18 protein-coding genes are annotated in these 14,044 nt (G+C 54.1%); 8 read left to right on the top strand and 10 right to left on the bottom strand.

Going from position 1 to position 14,044, the window contains the following annotated elements:
• Positions 1–119: 119 nt before the first annotated feature.
• Positions 120–1,379: a cation:dicarboxylase symporter family transporter gene (locus ABLU80_RS20090; protein ID WP_348850389.1), complete on the bottom strand. Its 1,260-nt coding sequence runs from the start codon at positions 1,377–1,379 to the stop codon at positions 120–122.
• Positions 1,380–1,489: 110 nt separating this feature from the next.
• Positions 1,490–1,915 (bottom strand): VOC family protein, encoded by a 426-nt coding sequence (locus ABLU80_RS20085; RefSeq protein ID WP_004946583.1) that lies wholly within the window; start codon positions 1,913–1,915, stop codon positions 1,490–1,492.
• Between the two features lie 202 nt (positions 1,916–2,117).
• Here ABLU80_RS20085 and ABLU80_RS20080 point away from each other — a divergent pair, with 202 nt between their 5' ends.
• On the top strand, positions 2,118–2,987 hold the full coding sequence (locus ABLU80_RS20080; RefSeq protein WP_004946581.1) for a LysR substrate-binding domain-containing protein: 870 nt from the start codon (positions 2,118–2,120) through the stop codon (positions 2,985–2,987).
• Positions 2,988–3,011: 24 nt separating this feature from the next.
• Here ABLU80_RS20080 and ABLU80_RS20075 read toward each other — a convergent pair whose 3' ends face one another.
• The 7 genes from ABLU80_RS20075 to ABLU80_RS20045 all read right to left on the bottom strand — a co-directional run bounded on the left by ABLU80_RS20075 (position 3,012) and on the right by ABLU80_RS20045 (position 7,004).
• The gene (locus ABLU80_RS20075; protein ID WP_348556754.1) at positions 3,012–3,620 is read right to left on the bottom strand and encodes a flavin reductase family protein; all 609 of its coding nucleotides are present in this window, start codon (positions 3,618–3,620) and stop codon (positions 3,012–3,014) included.
• Between the two features lie 20 nt (positions 3,621–3,640).
• Positions 3,641–4,081, bottom strand: a complete 441-nt coding sequence (locus ABLU80_RS20070) for an SRPBCC family protein (protein WP_248059287.1) — start codon at positions 4,079–4,081, stop codon at positions 3,641–3,643.
• A 34-nt stretch (positions 4,082–4,115) separates the two neighbouring features.
• Positions 4,116–4,796, bottom strand: coding sequence for an NAD-dependent dehydratase (locus ABLU80_RS20065; protein WP_248059285.1), 681 nt, complete (start codon positions 4,794–4,796; stop codon positions 4,116–4,118).
• Position 4,797: 1 nt separating this feature from the next.
• Complete coding sequence (locus ABLU80_RS20060) at positions 4,798–5,457, bottom strand: NAD(P)H-binding protein (RefSeq protein ID WP_248059284.1); 660 nt, start codon at positions 5,455–5,457, stop codon at positions 4,798–4,800.
• Between the two features lie 48 nt (positions 5,458–5,505).
• Positions 5,506–5,892, bottom strand: a complete 387-nt coding sequence (locus ABLU80_RS20055) for a nuclear transport factor 2 family protein (RefSeq protein ID WP_222185871.1) — start codon at positions 5,890–5,892, stop codon at positions 5,506–5,508.
• Between the two features lie 76 nt (positions 5,893–5,968).
• On the bottom strand, positions 5,969–6,352 hold the full coding sequence (locus ABLU80_RS20050; protein ID WP_248059282.1) for a nuclear transport factor 2 family protein: 384 nt from the start codon (positions 6,350–6,352) through the stop codon (positions 5,969–5,971).
• Between the two features lies 1 nt (position 6,353).
• Positions 6,354–7,004, bottom strand: coding sequence for a VTT domain-containing protein (locus ABLU80_RS20045; protein ID WP_248059281.1), 651 nt, complete (start codon positions 7,002–7,004; stop codon positions 6,354–6,356).
• Between the two features lie 87 nt (positions 7,005–7,091).
• On the opposite strand from ABLU80_RS20045, the gene ABLU80_RS20040 reads away from it, so the two are divergent.
• From ABLU80_RS20040 to ABLU80_RS20025, 4 genes are all read left to right on the top strand, one after another.
• Positions 7,092–7,733 carry a TetR/AcrR family transcriptional regulator gene (locus ABLU80_RS20040; protein WP_248059280.1) on the top strand — a complete coding sequence of 214 codons (642 nt, stop codon included), beginning with the start codon at positions 7,092–7,094 and terminating at the stop codon, positions 7,731–7,733.
• A 64-nt stretch (positions 7,734–7,797) separates the two neighbouring features.
• Complete coding sequence (locus tag ABLU80_RS20035; RefSeq protein WP_348850387.1) at positions 7,798–8,379, top strand: TetR/AcrR family transcriptional regulator; 582 nt, start codon at positions 7,798–7,800, stop codon at positions 8,377–8,379.
• A gap of 55 nt (positions 8,380–8,434) precedes the next feature.
• Positions 8,435–9,538, top strand: a complete 1,104-nt coding sequence (locus tag ABLU80_RS20030; RefSeq protein ID WP_248059277.1) for an alkene reductase — start codon at positions 8,435–8,437, stop codon at positions 9,536–9,538.
• 57 nt (positions 9,539–9,595) lie between these two features.
• Complete coding sequence (locus tag ABLU80_RS20025; protein ID WP_248059275.1) at positions 9,596–10,339, top strand: SDR family oxidoreductase; 744 nt, start codon at positions 9,596–9,598, stop codon at positions 10,337–10,339.
• 65 nt (positions 10,340–10,404) lie between these two features.
• Here ABLU80_RS20025 and ABLU80_RS20020 read toward each other — a convergent pair whose 3' ends face one another.
• Positions 10,405–10,839: an SRPBCC family protein gene (locus ABLU80_RS20020; RefSeq protein ID WP_348556762.1), complete on the bottom strand. Its 435-nt coding sequence runs from the start codon at positions 10,837–10,839 to the stop codon at positions 10,405–10,407.
• 375 nt (positions 10,840–11,214) lie between these two features.
• On the opposite strand from ABLU80_RS20020, the gene ABLU80_RS20015 reads away from it, so the two are divergent.
• The 3 genes from ABLU80_RS20015 (at position 11,215) to ABLU80_RS20005 (ending at position 13,759) form a co-directional block, all read left to right on the top strand.
• Positions 11,215–11,886 carry an SOS response-associated peptidase family protein gene (locus ABLU80_RS20015; protein WP_171825504.1) on the top strand — a complete coding sequence of 224 codons (672 nt, stop codon included), beginning with the start codon at positions 11,215–11,217 and terminating at the stop codon, positions 11,884–11,886.
• A gap of 179 nt (positions 11,887–12,065) precedes the next feature.
• Positions 12,066–12,488, top strand: a complete 423-nt coding sequence (umuD, locus tag ABLU80_RS20010) for a translesion error-prone DNA polymerase V autoproteolytic subunit (protein WP_348850386.1) — start codon at positions 12,066–12,068, stop codon at positions 12,486–12,488.
• Complete coding sequence (locus ABLU80_RS20005) at positions 12,488–13,759, top strand: Y-family DNA polymerase (RefSeq protein WP_171825502.1); 1,272 nt, start codon at positions 12,488–12,490, stop codon at positions 13,757–13,759. The genes umuD and ABLU80_RS20005 overlap by 1 nt, the downstream gene beginning before the upstream one ends.
• Positions 13,760–14,044: the final 285 nt, after the last annotated feature.

The raw sequence follows: 14,044 nt of genomic DNA, 5'->3' as shown, positions 1-14,044 counted from the left end.
TCTGTAATACATACGTCAGACAGACCAGCGAGTATAAAAGGACAGCGTCCGCTATTCGCTCAAAGCACAAGTAAGGTAGCGTTACAGGGAACATACAATGTTCCCCTTTAATTCTCGTATCAGCGTTTATTCAGGTCCGGCTGAGAGCTTTCAAAGGCTCGTGGTTCTTTTTCCCACCGGTTAATGACCAATGGAGCAACAACATTTCCCAGGACGTTGAGGGTTGTTGTTCCGCTGTCAATAATACGGAATATCCCGGCTATCAAGGCAACGGCGTCAAGCGGTAATCCCGCAGACGCCAGAGTGGCTGAGAGAATCAGTATGGCAAACCCCGGCACACCGGCTGCTCCTTTCGACGTTAGCACCATTGTGACAACTAAAATGATCTGTTGCATCAGCGTCAGGTCAATGCCGTAAAGCTGGGCCACAAATATGGTCGCCACACCGAGAAATATCGACGCGCCGTCAAGATTAAAAGCATATCCCACGGGCACCACAAAGCTGACGATCCGACCCGGTACGCCATAGCGTTCAAGCTTGTACATCAGCTGTGGCATAACCGCTGCAGAAGCGGCGCTTGAGAATGCCAGCACCAGTTCCTGACGAAAATGTTTTATCAGCTTAAAGACGTTTTCCCCGATCAGCGCGCAGATACCGCCCAGCACGATCAGGGCGAATAAAACCAGACCCAGATAAACGGTGCCTACAAGCTTAAGCAGCGGCAGAAGGGAAGCGAAACCAAAAGTGGACACGGTGGCACCAATCATGCCGAAGACGCCAACCGGCGCGTAGGCCATGACAATGGACACCACCCTGAACATGCCATCTGATACGCTTTGGAGAACGCTGAGGATCGGGGCTGTTTTATTCCTGGGAAGGCCATTAAGCGCCAGGCCAAACAGGACGGCAAAGAACAAAACTGACAGCAGTTTGCCCTCGGAGAGCGCAACAAACAGGTTATCAGGAACGATATTCTGGAGAATAATCAGTGCGCCCCGCGCCGGTTCCATTTTCATGTGTCCGTCGCCGTGCGCCATTCCCTGAATACTGGTGCCTTCGCCTGGGGAAATAAGGTTAGCCAGCACCAGTCCAAAGATGGTGGCCAGCCCCGTGACGATAAAGAAGTAACCGAGCGCTTTCGCGCCCATTCGTCCGAACGACTTGTTGTCACCGCTTCCGGTTATGCCCAGAATCATGCAACAGAAGACAATAGGCACCACGACCATTTTCATCATTTTGATGAAAATATCGCCCAGCGGTTTAAGGATTTCGTGGCTGACCCACTGCTGATACTCAGGGTGCGTATTAAAATACCATCCCACAATTATTCCAAGTACAAGTCCAATAACTATCTGCCAGACCAGTGTTATTTTTTTCATTACGCCCTCAGTTTAAACAGGGGCAACTTCTGCCCGAAAGAGGCAGAAGCCACGCTTAAAAAATTCGGGTGAAGGAGTGGTATGGCACGGCCTCAGGCCGTGCCGGGTAATCATTTTGCGAAAAGCTGACTCATATCCTTAAACGCCTTGAACTCAAGCGCATTGCCACAGGGATCGAATAAAAACATGGTGGCCTGCTCTCCGACCTGTCCCTTAAAGCGGATGTAAGGTTCGATGACAAATTTGGTGTTAAATGATCTGAGGCGTTCTGCAAGTGCCTCCCATTCCTCCCACTTCAGGATGATGCCAAAGTGCGGGACGGGTACGTCGTGACCGTCGACGGAGTTGGAATGCACGCTCTCCTGCGATGCGGTTTTAGGATGTTCGTGAATGACCAGCTGATGACCGTAAAAGTCAAAGTCAACCCACTGTTCGCTCGAACGGCCTTCACTCAGGCCGAAGGTCTCGCCGTAAAAACGACGTGTTGCTTTCAGATCATAGACAGGGATCGCCAGATGGAAGGGGGAAAGGCTCATTTATGCATCCTCGGTAAGAAGATCCGCCTGCTTGCGGCAAGATCGATAATTTAGGGAGGCGTAATGTTCAATGCACAGCCGGGTTTCAGTAGTTTCACGCATTAACATTACCGTCACAAATGAGCTTATGGATAATTTAATTTGATTAAAATCAATTTTTATCTTTATATATAACAAATAATATTTGTGTATCGTGAGCGCGATGATCCGTGAACTGAAAACGTTTCTGATGGTGGCAAAGGAAGGGACCTTTGCGGCGGCTGGCAATAAAATTGGTCTGACGCAGGCGGCCGTCAGCGCCCAAATGCAGAGGCTGGAGGCCGACTTAAACTTCCCGTTGTTTGACCGGTCGGGGAGAAACGCACGTCTGAACCAGAAAGGGCTACAACTGATCTCTCAGGCACAGGAACTCCTCTCGTTGTATGACGGGCTGGGTGAGCGACTGAATTTGGCTACCCCCGGTAAGACCATCACGATAGGCGCAATTGCCTCAATACAGCGTACGCTGCTGCCGGATGCGCTGACGGCGTTTTGCAGACACAGCGCCGGCTGCCGTATCCGCGTTATACCGGGCCTGTCGATGGAACTGATTAACCTTGTGGACGCCGGTGAAATAGATATGGCCGCGGTGCTCAAACCTCCGTTTGCACTGCCGACAGGGCTGCAGTGGAGTGCGCTGGCACATGAACCTTTTCACCTCATCGTGCCGAAAAATGTGGCAGGTAACGATATTGCCGCTCTGCTGAGCGACCAGCCTTTTATCCGCTACGATCGTTCGTCCTTCGGTGGACGCCAGGTTGATCGCTTTCTTCGCGAAATGAATCTCTCGGTCAACGAAATCTGCGAGGTGGACGAGCTGGAGGCCATCCTCAAGCTCGTCAGTAATGGCATGGGGGTTGCTCTGCTGCCCCGGACGGCCAACTGGCGGCGCTGGCCGGCCTCCGTCAGGGCCATCGGTCTGAATGAGAAGGTTTTTTACCGGGACGTCGGGCTTATTCACCGCCCGCTTGAAAACCTTGACGATAACGTCAGGCGGATCTCCGAGCAGATTATCCTGCAGGCGGGGCGGTAAACTCGACCGGCAACAGCGTGAGACTCAGCCTTGCGGCTCTCCGGGCGTTTGCAGCGGCGCGTCCGGCACGTCCAGCGGATCGCCGGTAGTGTAAAAGTGGCCGCCCGCGATATAGTGCAGACTTCGCCAGTCCGCCGCTCCCCGTTCAAATTGCCAGTGTCCGTCCTTAAAAGCGCGACTGTCAGCCCAGGCCGCTTTTATTTCTCCGATGAATAAATCATAGGCCTGCTGGGTATGTGCTTCAGGGATGAGTTCGCAATACAGCCACGCGGCACATCCTGACACCATTGGCACATCCGCGCCGGGCAGTTCAAACAGCGACACCCCGGACTGAGCGAGTTTATCCGCTTCGCAGGACAGTGAATGTGAACCGAGGTAGTGCACGAGTGAGGCCTGGCCTGCCACCGGGACCTGAATAACAAAGGAACGGCTTTTTTCAATCAACCCGCGGGTGAATGCGGTCTTGTCCAGCACGACGGTCAGTCGCGCCGGTTCGTAATCCAGGGCGCAGACCCATGATGCAGCCATGACGTTGTCCGTTCCGTTATAGCGCGCAGAGACCAGCGTTGCCGGTCCATGATTTATCAGCCTGTAGGCCTTTGCTGGCTCTACGGGCACAATGTAGTCAAGCATTTCCGGGCTCCGTTAATACGTTACAGGTTTTCAAGGTAGGCAGCGAGGCTGCGGTGGCCTGACGCTATCAGCTCCAGAACGCTCGCCTCTATCGCTTGCATCTCGTTGCGGGACCGGGCTTCAAAACTCGCCTGCCAGGCAATGACCGTTTCGTTGCTATCGCTCAGAGGAATGAGGCTGACTGTTGCCACATAGCCATCTACGGCCAGCGGGGCTTCAATAAAGCGATATGAGAAGGCCCGCTTACCTGCATCCAGCATGAGGAGCTCTTCGCGCAGGACATCGCCGTTTTCAAGTACCAGTCGGCGCCGGCAGCCCGGGCGACCGTCGGGCTGATTATCTTCGATTTCGCTGCTGCAGATAGCAGGATGCCAGTCGCTGATGCGTCCGAACTGGCTGAGCGTCTGCCATACGCGGTCCGCATGGGCGTTAACCACGGCATTAAAGTTCACTACTGACATTACGGTTCCTTCTTAATCATTCATCTTCAGAAAATTATCTTGCAGAATTTATTTCACCCGCAGAAACAATATGAATGCCCGACCTGGGTGTGGTCACAGCTCTGAGGAGATGGCGGGCTATGTCTTCAGCCGGGCTGAGCTGCCAGCTGCGTGGCAGAACCGGCGATAAGAGCCTGAGCGCCTGCTTCAGCGCCGTTTCACCCGGGCGGGATTCAGCCCGATCGCCGGCAATAACGCCGGGACGGACCAGCGTCAGTGAGGGGAAATTTTCGTGCCTCAGCGCCTGTTCAAGCTCCCCCTTCACCCGGTTATAAAAGAATCGGGAGCCGACATTTGCGCCGGTCGCCGAGGTCAGCGCGAACGCTGAGGCGCCGCCATTACGTGCCAGCCGGGCAAACATCAGAGGATAGTCATAATCAACCCGCCGGAATGCCTCCCGGCTGCCGGCTCTGGCAATTGTGGTGCCGAGCGCACAGATAACCGCGTCAACGCGCCACTCCAGAGCGTCAGCGTCGGGGGCATCAAAGTCGATCAGGGGATTAATAAGCCGGGTATGGCCTGTGGCGCACCATGCGAGAGGTTTTCGCGTCGGCGCAATAACGGTACCGATGTGTGGGCTGGACATCGCCTGTTGCAGGACATGACTGCCCACGAGCCCCGTTGCACCGAGCAGCAGTAGCCGCATATCCGGTTCTGAATCAGCGGACCAGTCCATCTCAGCGTTCCGCCATCTGCTGAACCGCCTTTCGTACCGGCACCTCACCGTCGGTCAGCTCAATGATGACGCGGCTGACGCGGGGCTGAGCGATAATTTCAGCCAGCGTGGCCGCCACGTTATCCCGGGCGACCTCCCCGTAAGGTATGGCCAGCCCGGCGCGGACATATCCTGAACCTTTGTCATCCAGCAACAGGCCGGGGCGCAGAATGACCCAGTCCAGCGAGCTTGCGGCCAGCACGACTTCTGCCTGCTTTTTCACGCGCATATAGTTTTCAAACGACGCCGAGGTGGATTCATTTCTTGAAGCCTCCGGAAAGGCCGAAACCAGCAGGAAGCGGGAAATGCCGGCCATCGCGGCCGCCTCTGCGGCCGTCTTAAGCCCTTCTCCGTCAATGGCGTTCGTCATTTCCGGGCCACCTTTGCCGCCGGCACCGGCCGAGAAGACCACCACATCGCATCCTCTCATCATGGTCGCCAGAGCCGCGGCATCCAGCTCCGTCAGGCTCCCGCTGACGGGCTTTGCTCCCTGCAGACGAATCAACTGCGCCTGCTCCGGCTGACGGTGCAGCGCATGAACAGCGTGCCCTTTCTCCGTAAGAATTCTGGCCAGGCGCCGGCCCACCTTGCCTGCGCCGCCGATAATAAACACCGTACTCATGGATAACTCCCTTGCGAGACCTGTTTTTTGCTAAAAAACTGCCGCCATTCAGCCCGTAAACTGGTGATAGACTTTCGCAATCACCTGCCAGCGACCGTCGATGCGGATGAGGGTCAGGTAGTCGTTATAGTCGGCGCCGATAGCATCCTTTTCCATGTCCACGCGCACCACCGCCGTGGTCGGAGTGATGGCCAGCACATCCAGATGCGTTTCAATCTCTGGCGCACTGCCGTTTTCACGGACGAATTTATACAGGTTGTCGACAGACCCTCCCAGCAGTTCACCGTCAGTAAAGCCATACATGACGGCGTCCTTGTGAAACGCTTCTGCCACCGTTTCGGCGCAGCCTTTTTTCAGGCCGTCAACGTAGCGACGCGCCGTGTCGAGAACGGCCTCATAGGCAGAAACAGGGACGGTTTTGATATTCTGGCTCATGTTTTTTCCTCTCTGGGTTTCGCCGCGTCTGGCGGTCAGACGCGACGGATGAAGGGAGAAGGGAGAATGGCGGATGTCAGGAAGCGGCGTGGGTATGGTAAATTTTGCTCACTACGATCCAGCGCCCGTTGACCTTCAGCAGGTTGAAAAAGTCCGTAAAACGGAAGCCTGAAATATCGTCGGTATCGATACGCGCGCTTGCCGCGGTGCCCACGATGTCGACGTATACAATGGCGGCCTTAGCCTCCGGTGAAGGCCGGAACGCGGTATCGATGGTGTCGAAGAGGCCCTGGATCGGACCGCCCGTGAGATTTGCTTCAGCGTCAACACCAAAAATCGTGGCCTGGTCGCTGAAGGCGGGCTTCATTACCTCGCTCTTTGCCTGCTTTCCGCCTTCGTTATATTTGCTGAGGACTTCCACGATGGCGTTATATTCCTGTACATAAGTTAAGTCGGTCATATCATCTGTCTCCGATTGTGTTGTTACGGGTATCCGCACGGATGCCCGCTATGCGGTTGAAAATCTTTTTTATGACAAACAGTAGCATCAGACTCGCCACAGCAACTGCCATGCCGGTTAACACATCCGCTCGCTGTAAAATATCCCTGGCGCTGAAACCGCCGTGCAGAAGCACCTGGACGTCAGAAATAACACTCCCGGCAGCGGCATACACGTACGTGCCGGGGATCAGGCCAAACACCGTCGCCGCGGCGTACTTTCGTAGCGATACACCGCTGACCCCAAGCACGTAATTTAGCGCCGTGAACGGCAGGACCGAGCTCAGGCGTAGCAACAGGATCAGCAGGAGGGCATTGTTATGCGACAGTGAAAGCAGGGTTTTCAGATAGCGGTTCCGGCCCGCAGCGCGCGATGCGACCGGAAATAACTGACTTTTACTGAGGCAAAAAGCGACCAGAGCGGAGGTGGTGCCCGCCAGCAGAGCCAACACGGTTCCTCCTATAGCGCCGAACAGCCACCCGGACAGCGCGGCCAGCAGAGAAGCCGGGAAAAACATCAGCGTGGCCGTGACAAAAATAACGAAATACAACACAATCCCTGCCTCTCCGGAGGACTGCAGATAATGGCTGAAGGAGAACGCGAGTTCTGACATAGGGGGCTCATATAATTGTATAGTGGTCACTAAGCAATGTTATTATTGTATAGTGATCGCTATGTAATATGTCAAGAGAATGATTTTATGCCCGACATGAAGACGAAAAACGCAGGTGCCACTGGCGAAAAGCCAAAAGGCCGGCCGCGCAGCTTTGATCGTGACTGGGCCCTGCTCAGGGCGCTGGACATTTTCTGGCGTAAAGGGTTTGAGCCAGCATCGGTAGCCGAGCTTTGCGCTGCGATGGAAATCAATCCGCCCAGCCTTTATTCCGCCTTCGGTAACAAGGCAAAACTTTTCCTGGAGGCCGTGAGCTATTACGAGAGGGTCTACTGGAAGGCAACCTGGGAGCGGCTTGAAGAAGAGCCAGATATCACGCGGGCGATTGAAAAGTTCTTCAGCGAAGCGGCTGATATTCTGCTTTCGCCTTCCGCACCTTGTGGCTGCATGGTGGTCCTTGCGGCCATCAACGTCTCTCAGGAGTCTGCTGACGTTGTGGAGGCGGTAAGCATACTCAGGCAGGAAGGAAAAGACCTGTTTGAAAAGCGACTGCGCAGGGCTGTACATGAAGAGCAGTTACCTGCAGATACCGGCACCGCCGCGCTGGCCACCGCGCTGAATACGCTTCTGGAGGGGATGTCGATCGAGGCGAAAGATGGCGCCACACTGGAAAGCCTCAGAGCAACCGCCCAGTATGCGTCGCGTCTGCTGCCTTGCAGAAAACAGTGACCGCACAAAATGCGAACTGTAACACTAGACGACCGGTCAGTTTTATAGCTAAGCTATACGGACTATGAAAAAACAAACGGCTAACGTGCGTCAGCACATCATTGATGTTGCCCGAACGCTTATCACCCATAAAGGTTATAGCGCCGTCGGCCTTGCTGAGATTGTCAAAGCCGCTGGCATTCCTAAAGGATCCTTCTATTACTACTTCCAGTCCAAGGAAGAGTTTGCTGAAGCTTTGCTGGAACATTACTTCACTCATTATCTCGTTCAGGTTGAAGAGCAGTTGTGCGGCAGCCAACCCGCAAGAGAGCGGCTGCTGCGCTACTTTACGTTTTGGAAGGCCACACAGGGAGCAGATCTGCCGGAAAGCAAGTGCCTTGTCGTCAAACTCGGGGCAGAAGTCTGCGACCAGTACGACAAAATGCGAAGCGTCCTGGCAAACGGAACCCATGAGATTATCCTAAGGATCACGGCGTGCATACAACAGGGGCAGGATGATGGCTCCCTGCCATCAGGTGTGGATTCAGAGGCTCTTGCAGAAGAGCTTTACCAGCTGTGGCTGGGCGCATCCCTGATGGCAAAAATTCATACGCCTGAACAGGCGTTCGACAAAGCAATGAGTGCAACAAAGCGGCTGCTCGCGTAGCCGCATTTTTTTCTGCCAATTTACTAGACGACCGGTCAACTACTTAGGAGTAATCATGACTGACAACAGTAACCGTACCGATCTCTTTTCCCCTGTGACTATGGGGAAACTTCAGCTGGCTAATCGTATCGTTATGGCGCCTGTCACCCGTAGCCGCTATGGTGAAGATGGTGTACCAAATGAGTTACATGCAACATACTACGCTCAGCGCGCCAGCGCTGGCCTGATTATTTCAGAAGCGACAAATATCTCAGCTCAGGGCCGCGGATATGCGGCAACGCCGGGTATCTGGAGTGAAGAGCAGGTCGCAGGCTGGAAAAAGGTCACCGATGCCGTTCACGCAGAAGGAGGTAAAATCGTCTGTCAGCTCTGGCATGTAGGCCGTTTTTCAAGCGTTGAACTGCAGCCCAACGGCGAGCGTCCTGTCGCCCCCTCCGCAATCAAGGCCGAAGGCCAGACCTATACCGTCAATGGCTTCGTACCGGTATCGACGCCACGCGCGCTCGAAACCGACGAGATCCCGGGCATTATTGAGCAGTATAAGCGTGCCGCAGAAAACGCCCTGCGCGCAGGTTTTGACGGCGTGGAAGTGCACTCTGCAAACAGCTATCTGCTCGATCAGTTCCTGCGCGACTCAACCAATCATCGTACCGACGCCTACGGCGGCTCTGTAGAAAACCGCGCGCGCCTGACGCTGGAAGTCACTGAAGCGATCGTCAACATCTGGGGCAATGACCGCGTAGGCATCCGCCTGTCACCGGTAACTCCTGACGCAGGCAACACGCCGCCGGATAGCAACGTGATGGCGATGTATGGCTATCTCATCCAGCAACTTAACCGTTTTAATCTGGCATACCTGCACTTCGTTGAGGGTGCCACTGCAACGTCGCGTGACGTGCCTGCCGACGTGGATATGGATGCGCTGAGCGCGCAGTTCAGCGGTCCGTTCATCGGTAACAACAACTATGACCTCGAAATGGCGATCAGCCGCCGTAATGCAGGGATCATCGATGCCGTTGCCTTTGGCCGCCTGTTTATTTCCAATCCGGATCTGGTTAAGCGTCTGCGTTATGGCGCCGAGCTGACCATCGCGCCTAAGGAAGCCTACTACGGTGGCGGCGCGAAAGGTTACACCGACTGGCCGGAAGCGAATTACTGATAAATACAACCGGCGGGATCTGCCCGCCGCCTGTACCTCATCCCAAAGGATAAGAATATGAATCATCTGCAGAACAAAACCGCGGTAATTACTGGTGCGTCATCGGGCATTGGCGCCGCGACCGCGCTGGAACTTGCACGTCATGGTGTCAATATCGTAGCCGCAGCACTTGATCAGACCGGTCTCGATAAGCTGGTAAAGGATATTGAGTCAGCCGGTGGCCATGCTTCCGGTCTGGTGACGGATGTGACTCGTCTTGAAGATACACAGGCGCTGATAAAGCATGCTACCGATACCTTCGGTACCGTTGATATCCTGATTAACAACGCCGGGCTGATGCTCTTTTCAGCCTGGAGTGACATCGCGTGGGACGACTGGAACAAGATGGTCGACGTCAACATCAAGGGCTATCTGAACGCCATTGCGTCCGTACTCCCGGTTATGCTCAGCAAAAGTGACGGCCAGATCCTGAACATGGCTTCTGTGGCAGGCCACCAGGTTGACGCCGGCGCGGGTGTGTACAGTTCGACCAAATTCTTTGTTCACGCCATGACAGAATCAATGCGTAAAGACCTGGGCGTGAATAAAGGCATCCGGGTCAATACCATCAGTCCTGGCGTAATTAACACAGGATGGGCTGATAAAGTGAGCGATCCGGAAGGGCGTAAGGTGGCGCAGGAGCTGACAAAAATTGCTATCAGCCCGCAGGATGTGGCAAATGCGGTGGTCTATGCACTCAACCAGCCCAGAAACGTGACCGTTAACGATCTCATCGTGTCCCCTACTAAGCAGAACTGGTAAATCAACAATGGCAGCCGGCTGGCTGCCACTTCATCTTTGAAATAAAAGTCGTCAGCCTATCGTCATCAGACCGACGCGGTCTGCAAGGCTTTAATTCCAGCCAGATAAACATCATTTTCCAGCACCCTGCGCATCTCGCTGCATAAGTCCGGTTTGCAGTTAAAAGAGGCTGACCAGACAACATGCGTGTGTCCCGGAGTGCAGGTTGGCAGCAGTTGAATGGTGGAGAGATAATTTTCAACAGGCAGAGGTGCTGTTTCAAAGGAATAGGTCAGCAGATATGCTTTGCTGTCTTTACGGATTAATTTTTCGGTTCCCGTAGCTCCGTTTCCAAGGGTTACGCGGCGAACGGCTCCTACCACATCTTCTGTGCAACCCTCTTCGAACTCACTGCTGACTACGGCAGGATGCCATGCTGACAGAGCGTGAAACTTTTCAATAATTTCCCAGACTTCTTCAATATTGCGCGGTATAACCAGCGATGCGACAGTGCTTTCCATGATTCTCTCTTCAATTTGATTACGACCACAAATTTTTTTGTATCGGTCACTATGTAATGTGTTTATATTTTTAGTGATCGATACATAATAAGTCAACTGGATTGTCTCTCAGCCAGATACTTTGAGTACTCACAAACTCTGATTTACTGATGATTAATTAACTCAGACCTGATAACTATCTACAACACTACGTCCTCTTTTCGCTCATAGCGGCCCCTGCCCTACCCACGCATAAGACAGTTGCTTGCATTCGAAGCGGCCCGGCTACAGTAGCGGCACGGCGGCCACACGATGGCAGGAACCTGAAATACGGCCTATGTTCTGAACTGAAGAAAACACAGATTTCGCATGCGAAATCTTCACCGGAGAAACGATATGTGCGGTCGGTTTACGCAGTACAACTCCCGCGAGGAGTACCTGGCCTTTCTCGGAGAAGAAGCAGTACGGGATATACCGTATGATCCGGAGCCCGTCGGTCGCTACAACGTTGCACCCGGAACCCGGGTATTGCTGTTGAATGAACGTCGCTCGCAGCTGCATCTTGATCCTGTTCACTGGGGTTATGCCCCGGAGTGGTGGAACAAGCCCGCTCTCATCAACGCCAGAAGTGAAACTGCGGCCGGCAGCCGGATGTTCAGGCCACTCTGGGAGCACGGACGGGCCATTGTTTTTGCCGACGGCTGGTTCGAGTGGAAACAGCAAAACGGCGTGAAACAGCCGTTTTTCATTTACCGTAAGGACGGAAATCCGCTCCTGCTCGCAGCCATCGGGAAACCACCTTTTGAAAACGGCAATGACCAGGAAGGATTCCTGATCGTCACGGCAGCTGCGGATGAGGGCCTGCTGGACATTCACGATCGGCGACCGCTCGTGTACTCACCGGCTGCCGCACGTAAATGGCTCAGCGAAAACACAACCGGTAAAGAGGCGGAAGACATTGCCCGTGAGGACAGTCTTCCCGCCGATGATTTCACATGGCACCCTGTCAGCCGGGCTGTTGGCAATCCCCGGAACCAAAGCCGGGAAGTTATTGAGCCACTGGCTTAGCAGACGATGAGATACCCGATATCCACTAACAGGGTTATGCACCGTTTCTGTGGATAACCCTGAGCCTATTTTATCCGCCAGAACAATGACCTGGCAGGAGCCAGTAAAATTCTCCTTGCAGGACGGAAAATATCTTAAATAATACTGTATATAAATACAGGTATTTTAAGAGGTATGCCATGATTCTTTTTGTCACTCCCGCATCTGAGCCAGCATTGTCCTCCGCACCACTTTTCACAGAGCGCTGTCCGGCAGGTTTTCCGTCACCGGCTGCAGACTATACCGAAGACGAACTGGACCTGAATGCCTATTGTATCCGGCGTCCGGCTGCAACGTTCTTCGTCAGGGCTATCGGGGATTCGATGCGGGATATGGGTCTGCATTCCGGCGATTTAATGGTTGTCGACAAAGCAGAGAAACCCATGCAAGGGGATATTGTCATCGCGGAAACAGATGGTGAGTTCACCGTTAAGCGCCTGCAGCTGAAACCCCGTATCGCCCTGCTGCCGATGAATCCGGCCTACCCCACGCTCTATCCGGAAGAACTGCAGATTTTCGGGGTTGTGACAGCCTTCATACACAAAACACGGGGCATGGACTGATGTACGCGCTTGCTGACGTGAATTCATTCTATGCCAGCTGCGAAAAGGTTTTTCGCCCTGACCTGCGTAACAAACCTGTCGTCGTTCTCTCAAATAACGATGGCTGCGTCATTGCGAGAAGTCCTGAAGCGAAGCGGCTGGGCATTAAAATGGGCGTCCCCTGGTTCCAACTGAAGACGGCACAATTCCCGGAGCCGGTCATCACGTTCTCGAGCAATTACGAGCTTTATGCATCTCTGTCGAACAGGGTTATGTCTCATCTCGAGGAGCTGGCGCCGCGCGTGGAGCAGTACAGCATCGACGAGATGTTCCTGGATATCCGCGGTATAGACAGCTGCATAGATTATGAGGACTTCGGCCGGCAGTTGCGCGAGCACGTGCGCTCCGGTACAGGGCTCACAATCGGCGTCGGGATGGGGCCGACCAAAACGCTGGCTAAAAGCGCACAATGGGCGTCTAAGCAATGGCGGCAATTTGGTGGCGTACTTGCTCTGACTTCAGGCAATCCAAAGCGAACGGAGAAACTGCTCTCACTACAGCCGGTGGAAGAAATCTGGGGAGTAGGTCGCAGGATCTCAAAAACGCTTAATACGATGGGCATCACCACGGCAATGCAGCTGGCGCGCGCGAACCCTGTATTTATCAGGAAGAATTTCAGCGTTGTTCTGGAGAGAACCGTCCGGGAACTCAACGGAGAAAGCTGTATTTCGCTTGAAGAAGCGCCGTCGCCAAAACAGCAGATTGTCTGCAGCCGGTCCTTTGGTGAGCGTGTCACGACGTATGAAGCTATGCGGCAGGCAGTCTGTCAGTACGCTGAGCGTGCAGCTGAAAAGCTGCGCGGCGAGCGACAGTTCTGCAGGCATATTGCCGTTTTTGTGAAGACGTCACCGTTCGCTGTGAATGAACCGTATTACGGGAATGTGGCCAGTGAAAAGCTGATGACTCCCACGCAGGATACCAGGGACATCATAGCCGCAGCGGTGAAAACACTGGATCGGATCTGGGTGAATGGGCATCGATACGCAAAAGCGGGTTGCATGCTCAATGATTTCACTCCAACAGGAGTTTCGCAGCTGAACCTGTTCGATGATACTCAGCCCCGAAGCAACAGTAATCAGCTGATGAAAGCCGTGGACGGTATTAACCATTCAGGACTGGGGAAAGTGTGGTTTGCGGGAAGGGGAATAGATCCCGAATGGAAGATGAAACGTGAAATGTTGTCACCAGCTTATACAACACGCTGGAAAGAGCTTCCGGTCGCCAGATTATGATAAGTCTTGAAACTGAGAATAGATAACCCAAAAGTTTATGTTTCGTCTGGCAGCTAGGAGCGTGGTCCAAGCCAGTACTCAGACGACCATACTGGCAGGTGGGACCGTGGTCCCAGCCAGTACTCAGACCACCATACCGACAGGTGGGACCGTAGTCCCAACCGGACTCAGACCACCATACCGACAGGTGGGACCGTGGTCCCGGCCGGTACTCATACCGCTATATGGGCAGGTGGGACCGTGGTCCCAACCGGACTCAGACCACCATACCGAGAGGTGGGACCG

The sequence above is a fragment of the Klebsiella sp. CN_Kp104 genome, from assembly GCF_040064515.1.
GTDB classification, from domain to species: Bacteria; Pseudomonadota; Gammaproteobacteria; order Enterobacterales; family Enterobacteriaceae; genus Klebsiella; species Klebsiella aerogenes.
This window is presented reverse-complemented; position numbering and strand designations above follow the sequence as displayed.

Excerpts from the sequence above, each read along its gene's own strand:
- ABLU80_RS20090 (WP_348850389.1), bottom strand. The coding sequence starts at position 1,379 with ATGAAAAAAATAACACTGGTCTGGCAGATAGTTATTGGACTTGTACTT.
- ABLU80_RS20085 (WP_004946583.1), bottom strand. The coding sequence starts at position 1,915 with ATGAGCCTTTCCCCCTTCCATCTGGCGATCCCTGTCTATGATCTGAAA.
- ABLU80_RS20080 (WP_004946581.1), top strand. The coding sequence starts at position 2,118 with ATGATCCGTGAACTGAAAACGTTTCTGATGGTGGCAAAGGAAGGGACC.
- ABLU80_RS20075 (WP_348556754.1), bottom strand. The coding sequence starts at position 3,620 with ATGCTTGACTACATTGTGCCCGTAGAGCCAGCAAAGGCCTACAGGCTG.
- ABLU80_RS20070 (WP_248059287.1), bottom strand. The coding sequence starts at position 4,081 with ATGTCAGTAGTGAACTTTAATGCCGTGGTTAACGCCCATGCGGACCGC.
- ABLU80_RS20065 (WP_248059285.1), bottom strand. The coding sequence starts at position 4,796 with ATGGACTGGTCCGCTGATTCAGAACCGGATATGCGGCTACTGCTGCTC.
- ABLU80_RS20060 (WP_248059284.1), bottom strand. The coding sequence starts at position 5,457 with ATGAGTACGGTGTTTATTATCGGCGGCGCAGGCAAGGTGGGCCGGCGC.
- ABLU80_RS20055 (WP_222185871.1), bottom strand. The coding sequence starts at position 5,892 with ATGAGCCAGAATATCAAAACCGTCCCTGTTTCTGCCTATGAGGCCGTT.
- ABLU80_RS20050 (WP_248059282.1), bottom strand. The coding sequence starts at position 6,352 with ATGACCGACTTAACTTATGTACAGGAATATAACGCCATCGTGGAAGTC.
- ABLU80_RS20045 (WP_248059281.1), bottom strand. The coding sequence starts at position 7,004 with ATGTCAGAACTCGCGTTCTCCTTCAGCCATTATCTGCAGTCCTCCGGA.
- ABLU80_RS20040 (WP_248059280.1), top strand. The coding sequence starts at position 7,092 with ATGCCCGACATGAAGACGAAAAACGCAGGTGCCACTGGCGAAAAGCCA.
- ABLU80_RS20035 (WP_348850387.1), top strand. The coding sequence starts at position 7,798 with ATGAAAAAACAAACGGCTAACGTGCGTCAGCACATCATTGATGTTGCC.
- ABLU80_RS20030 (WP_248059277.1), top strand. The coding sequence starts at position 8,435 with ATGACTGACAACAGTAACCGTACCGATCTCTTTTCCCCTGTGACTATG.
- ABLU80_RS20025 (WP_248059275.1), top strand. The coding sequence starts at position 9,596 with ATGAATCATCTGCAGAACAAAACCGCGGTAATTACTGGTGCGTCATCG.
- ABLU80_RS20020 (WP_348556762.1), bottom strand. The coding sequence starts at position 10,839 with ATGGAAAGCACTGTCGCATCGCTGGTTATACCGCGCAATATTGAAGAA.
- ABLU80_RS20015 (WP_171825504.1), top strand. The coding sequence starts at position 11,215 with ATGTGCGGTCGGTTTACGCAGTACAACTCCCGCGAGGAGTACCTGGCC.
- umuD (WP_348850386.1), top strand. The coding sequence starts at position 12,066 with ATGATTCTTTTTGTCACTCCCGCATCTGAGCCAGCATTGTCCTCCGCA.
- ABLU80_RS20005 (WP_171825502.1), top strand. The coding sequence starts at position 12,488 with ATGTACGCGCTTGCTGACGTGAATTCATTCTATGCCAGCTGCGAAAAG.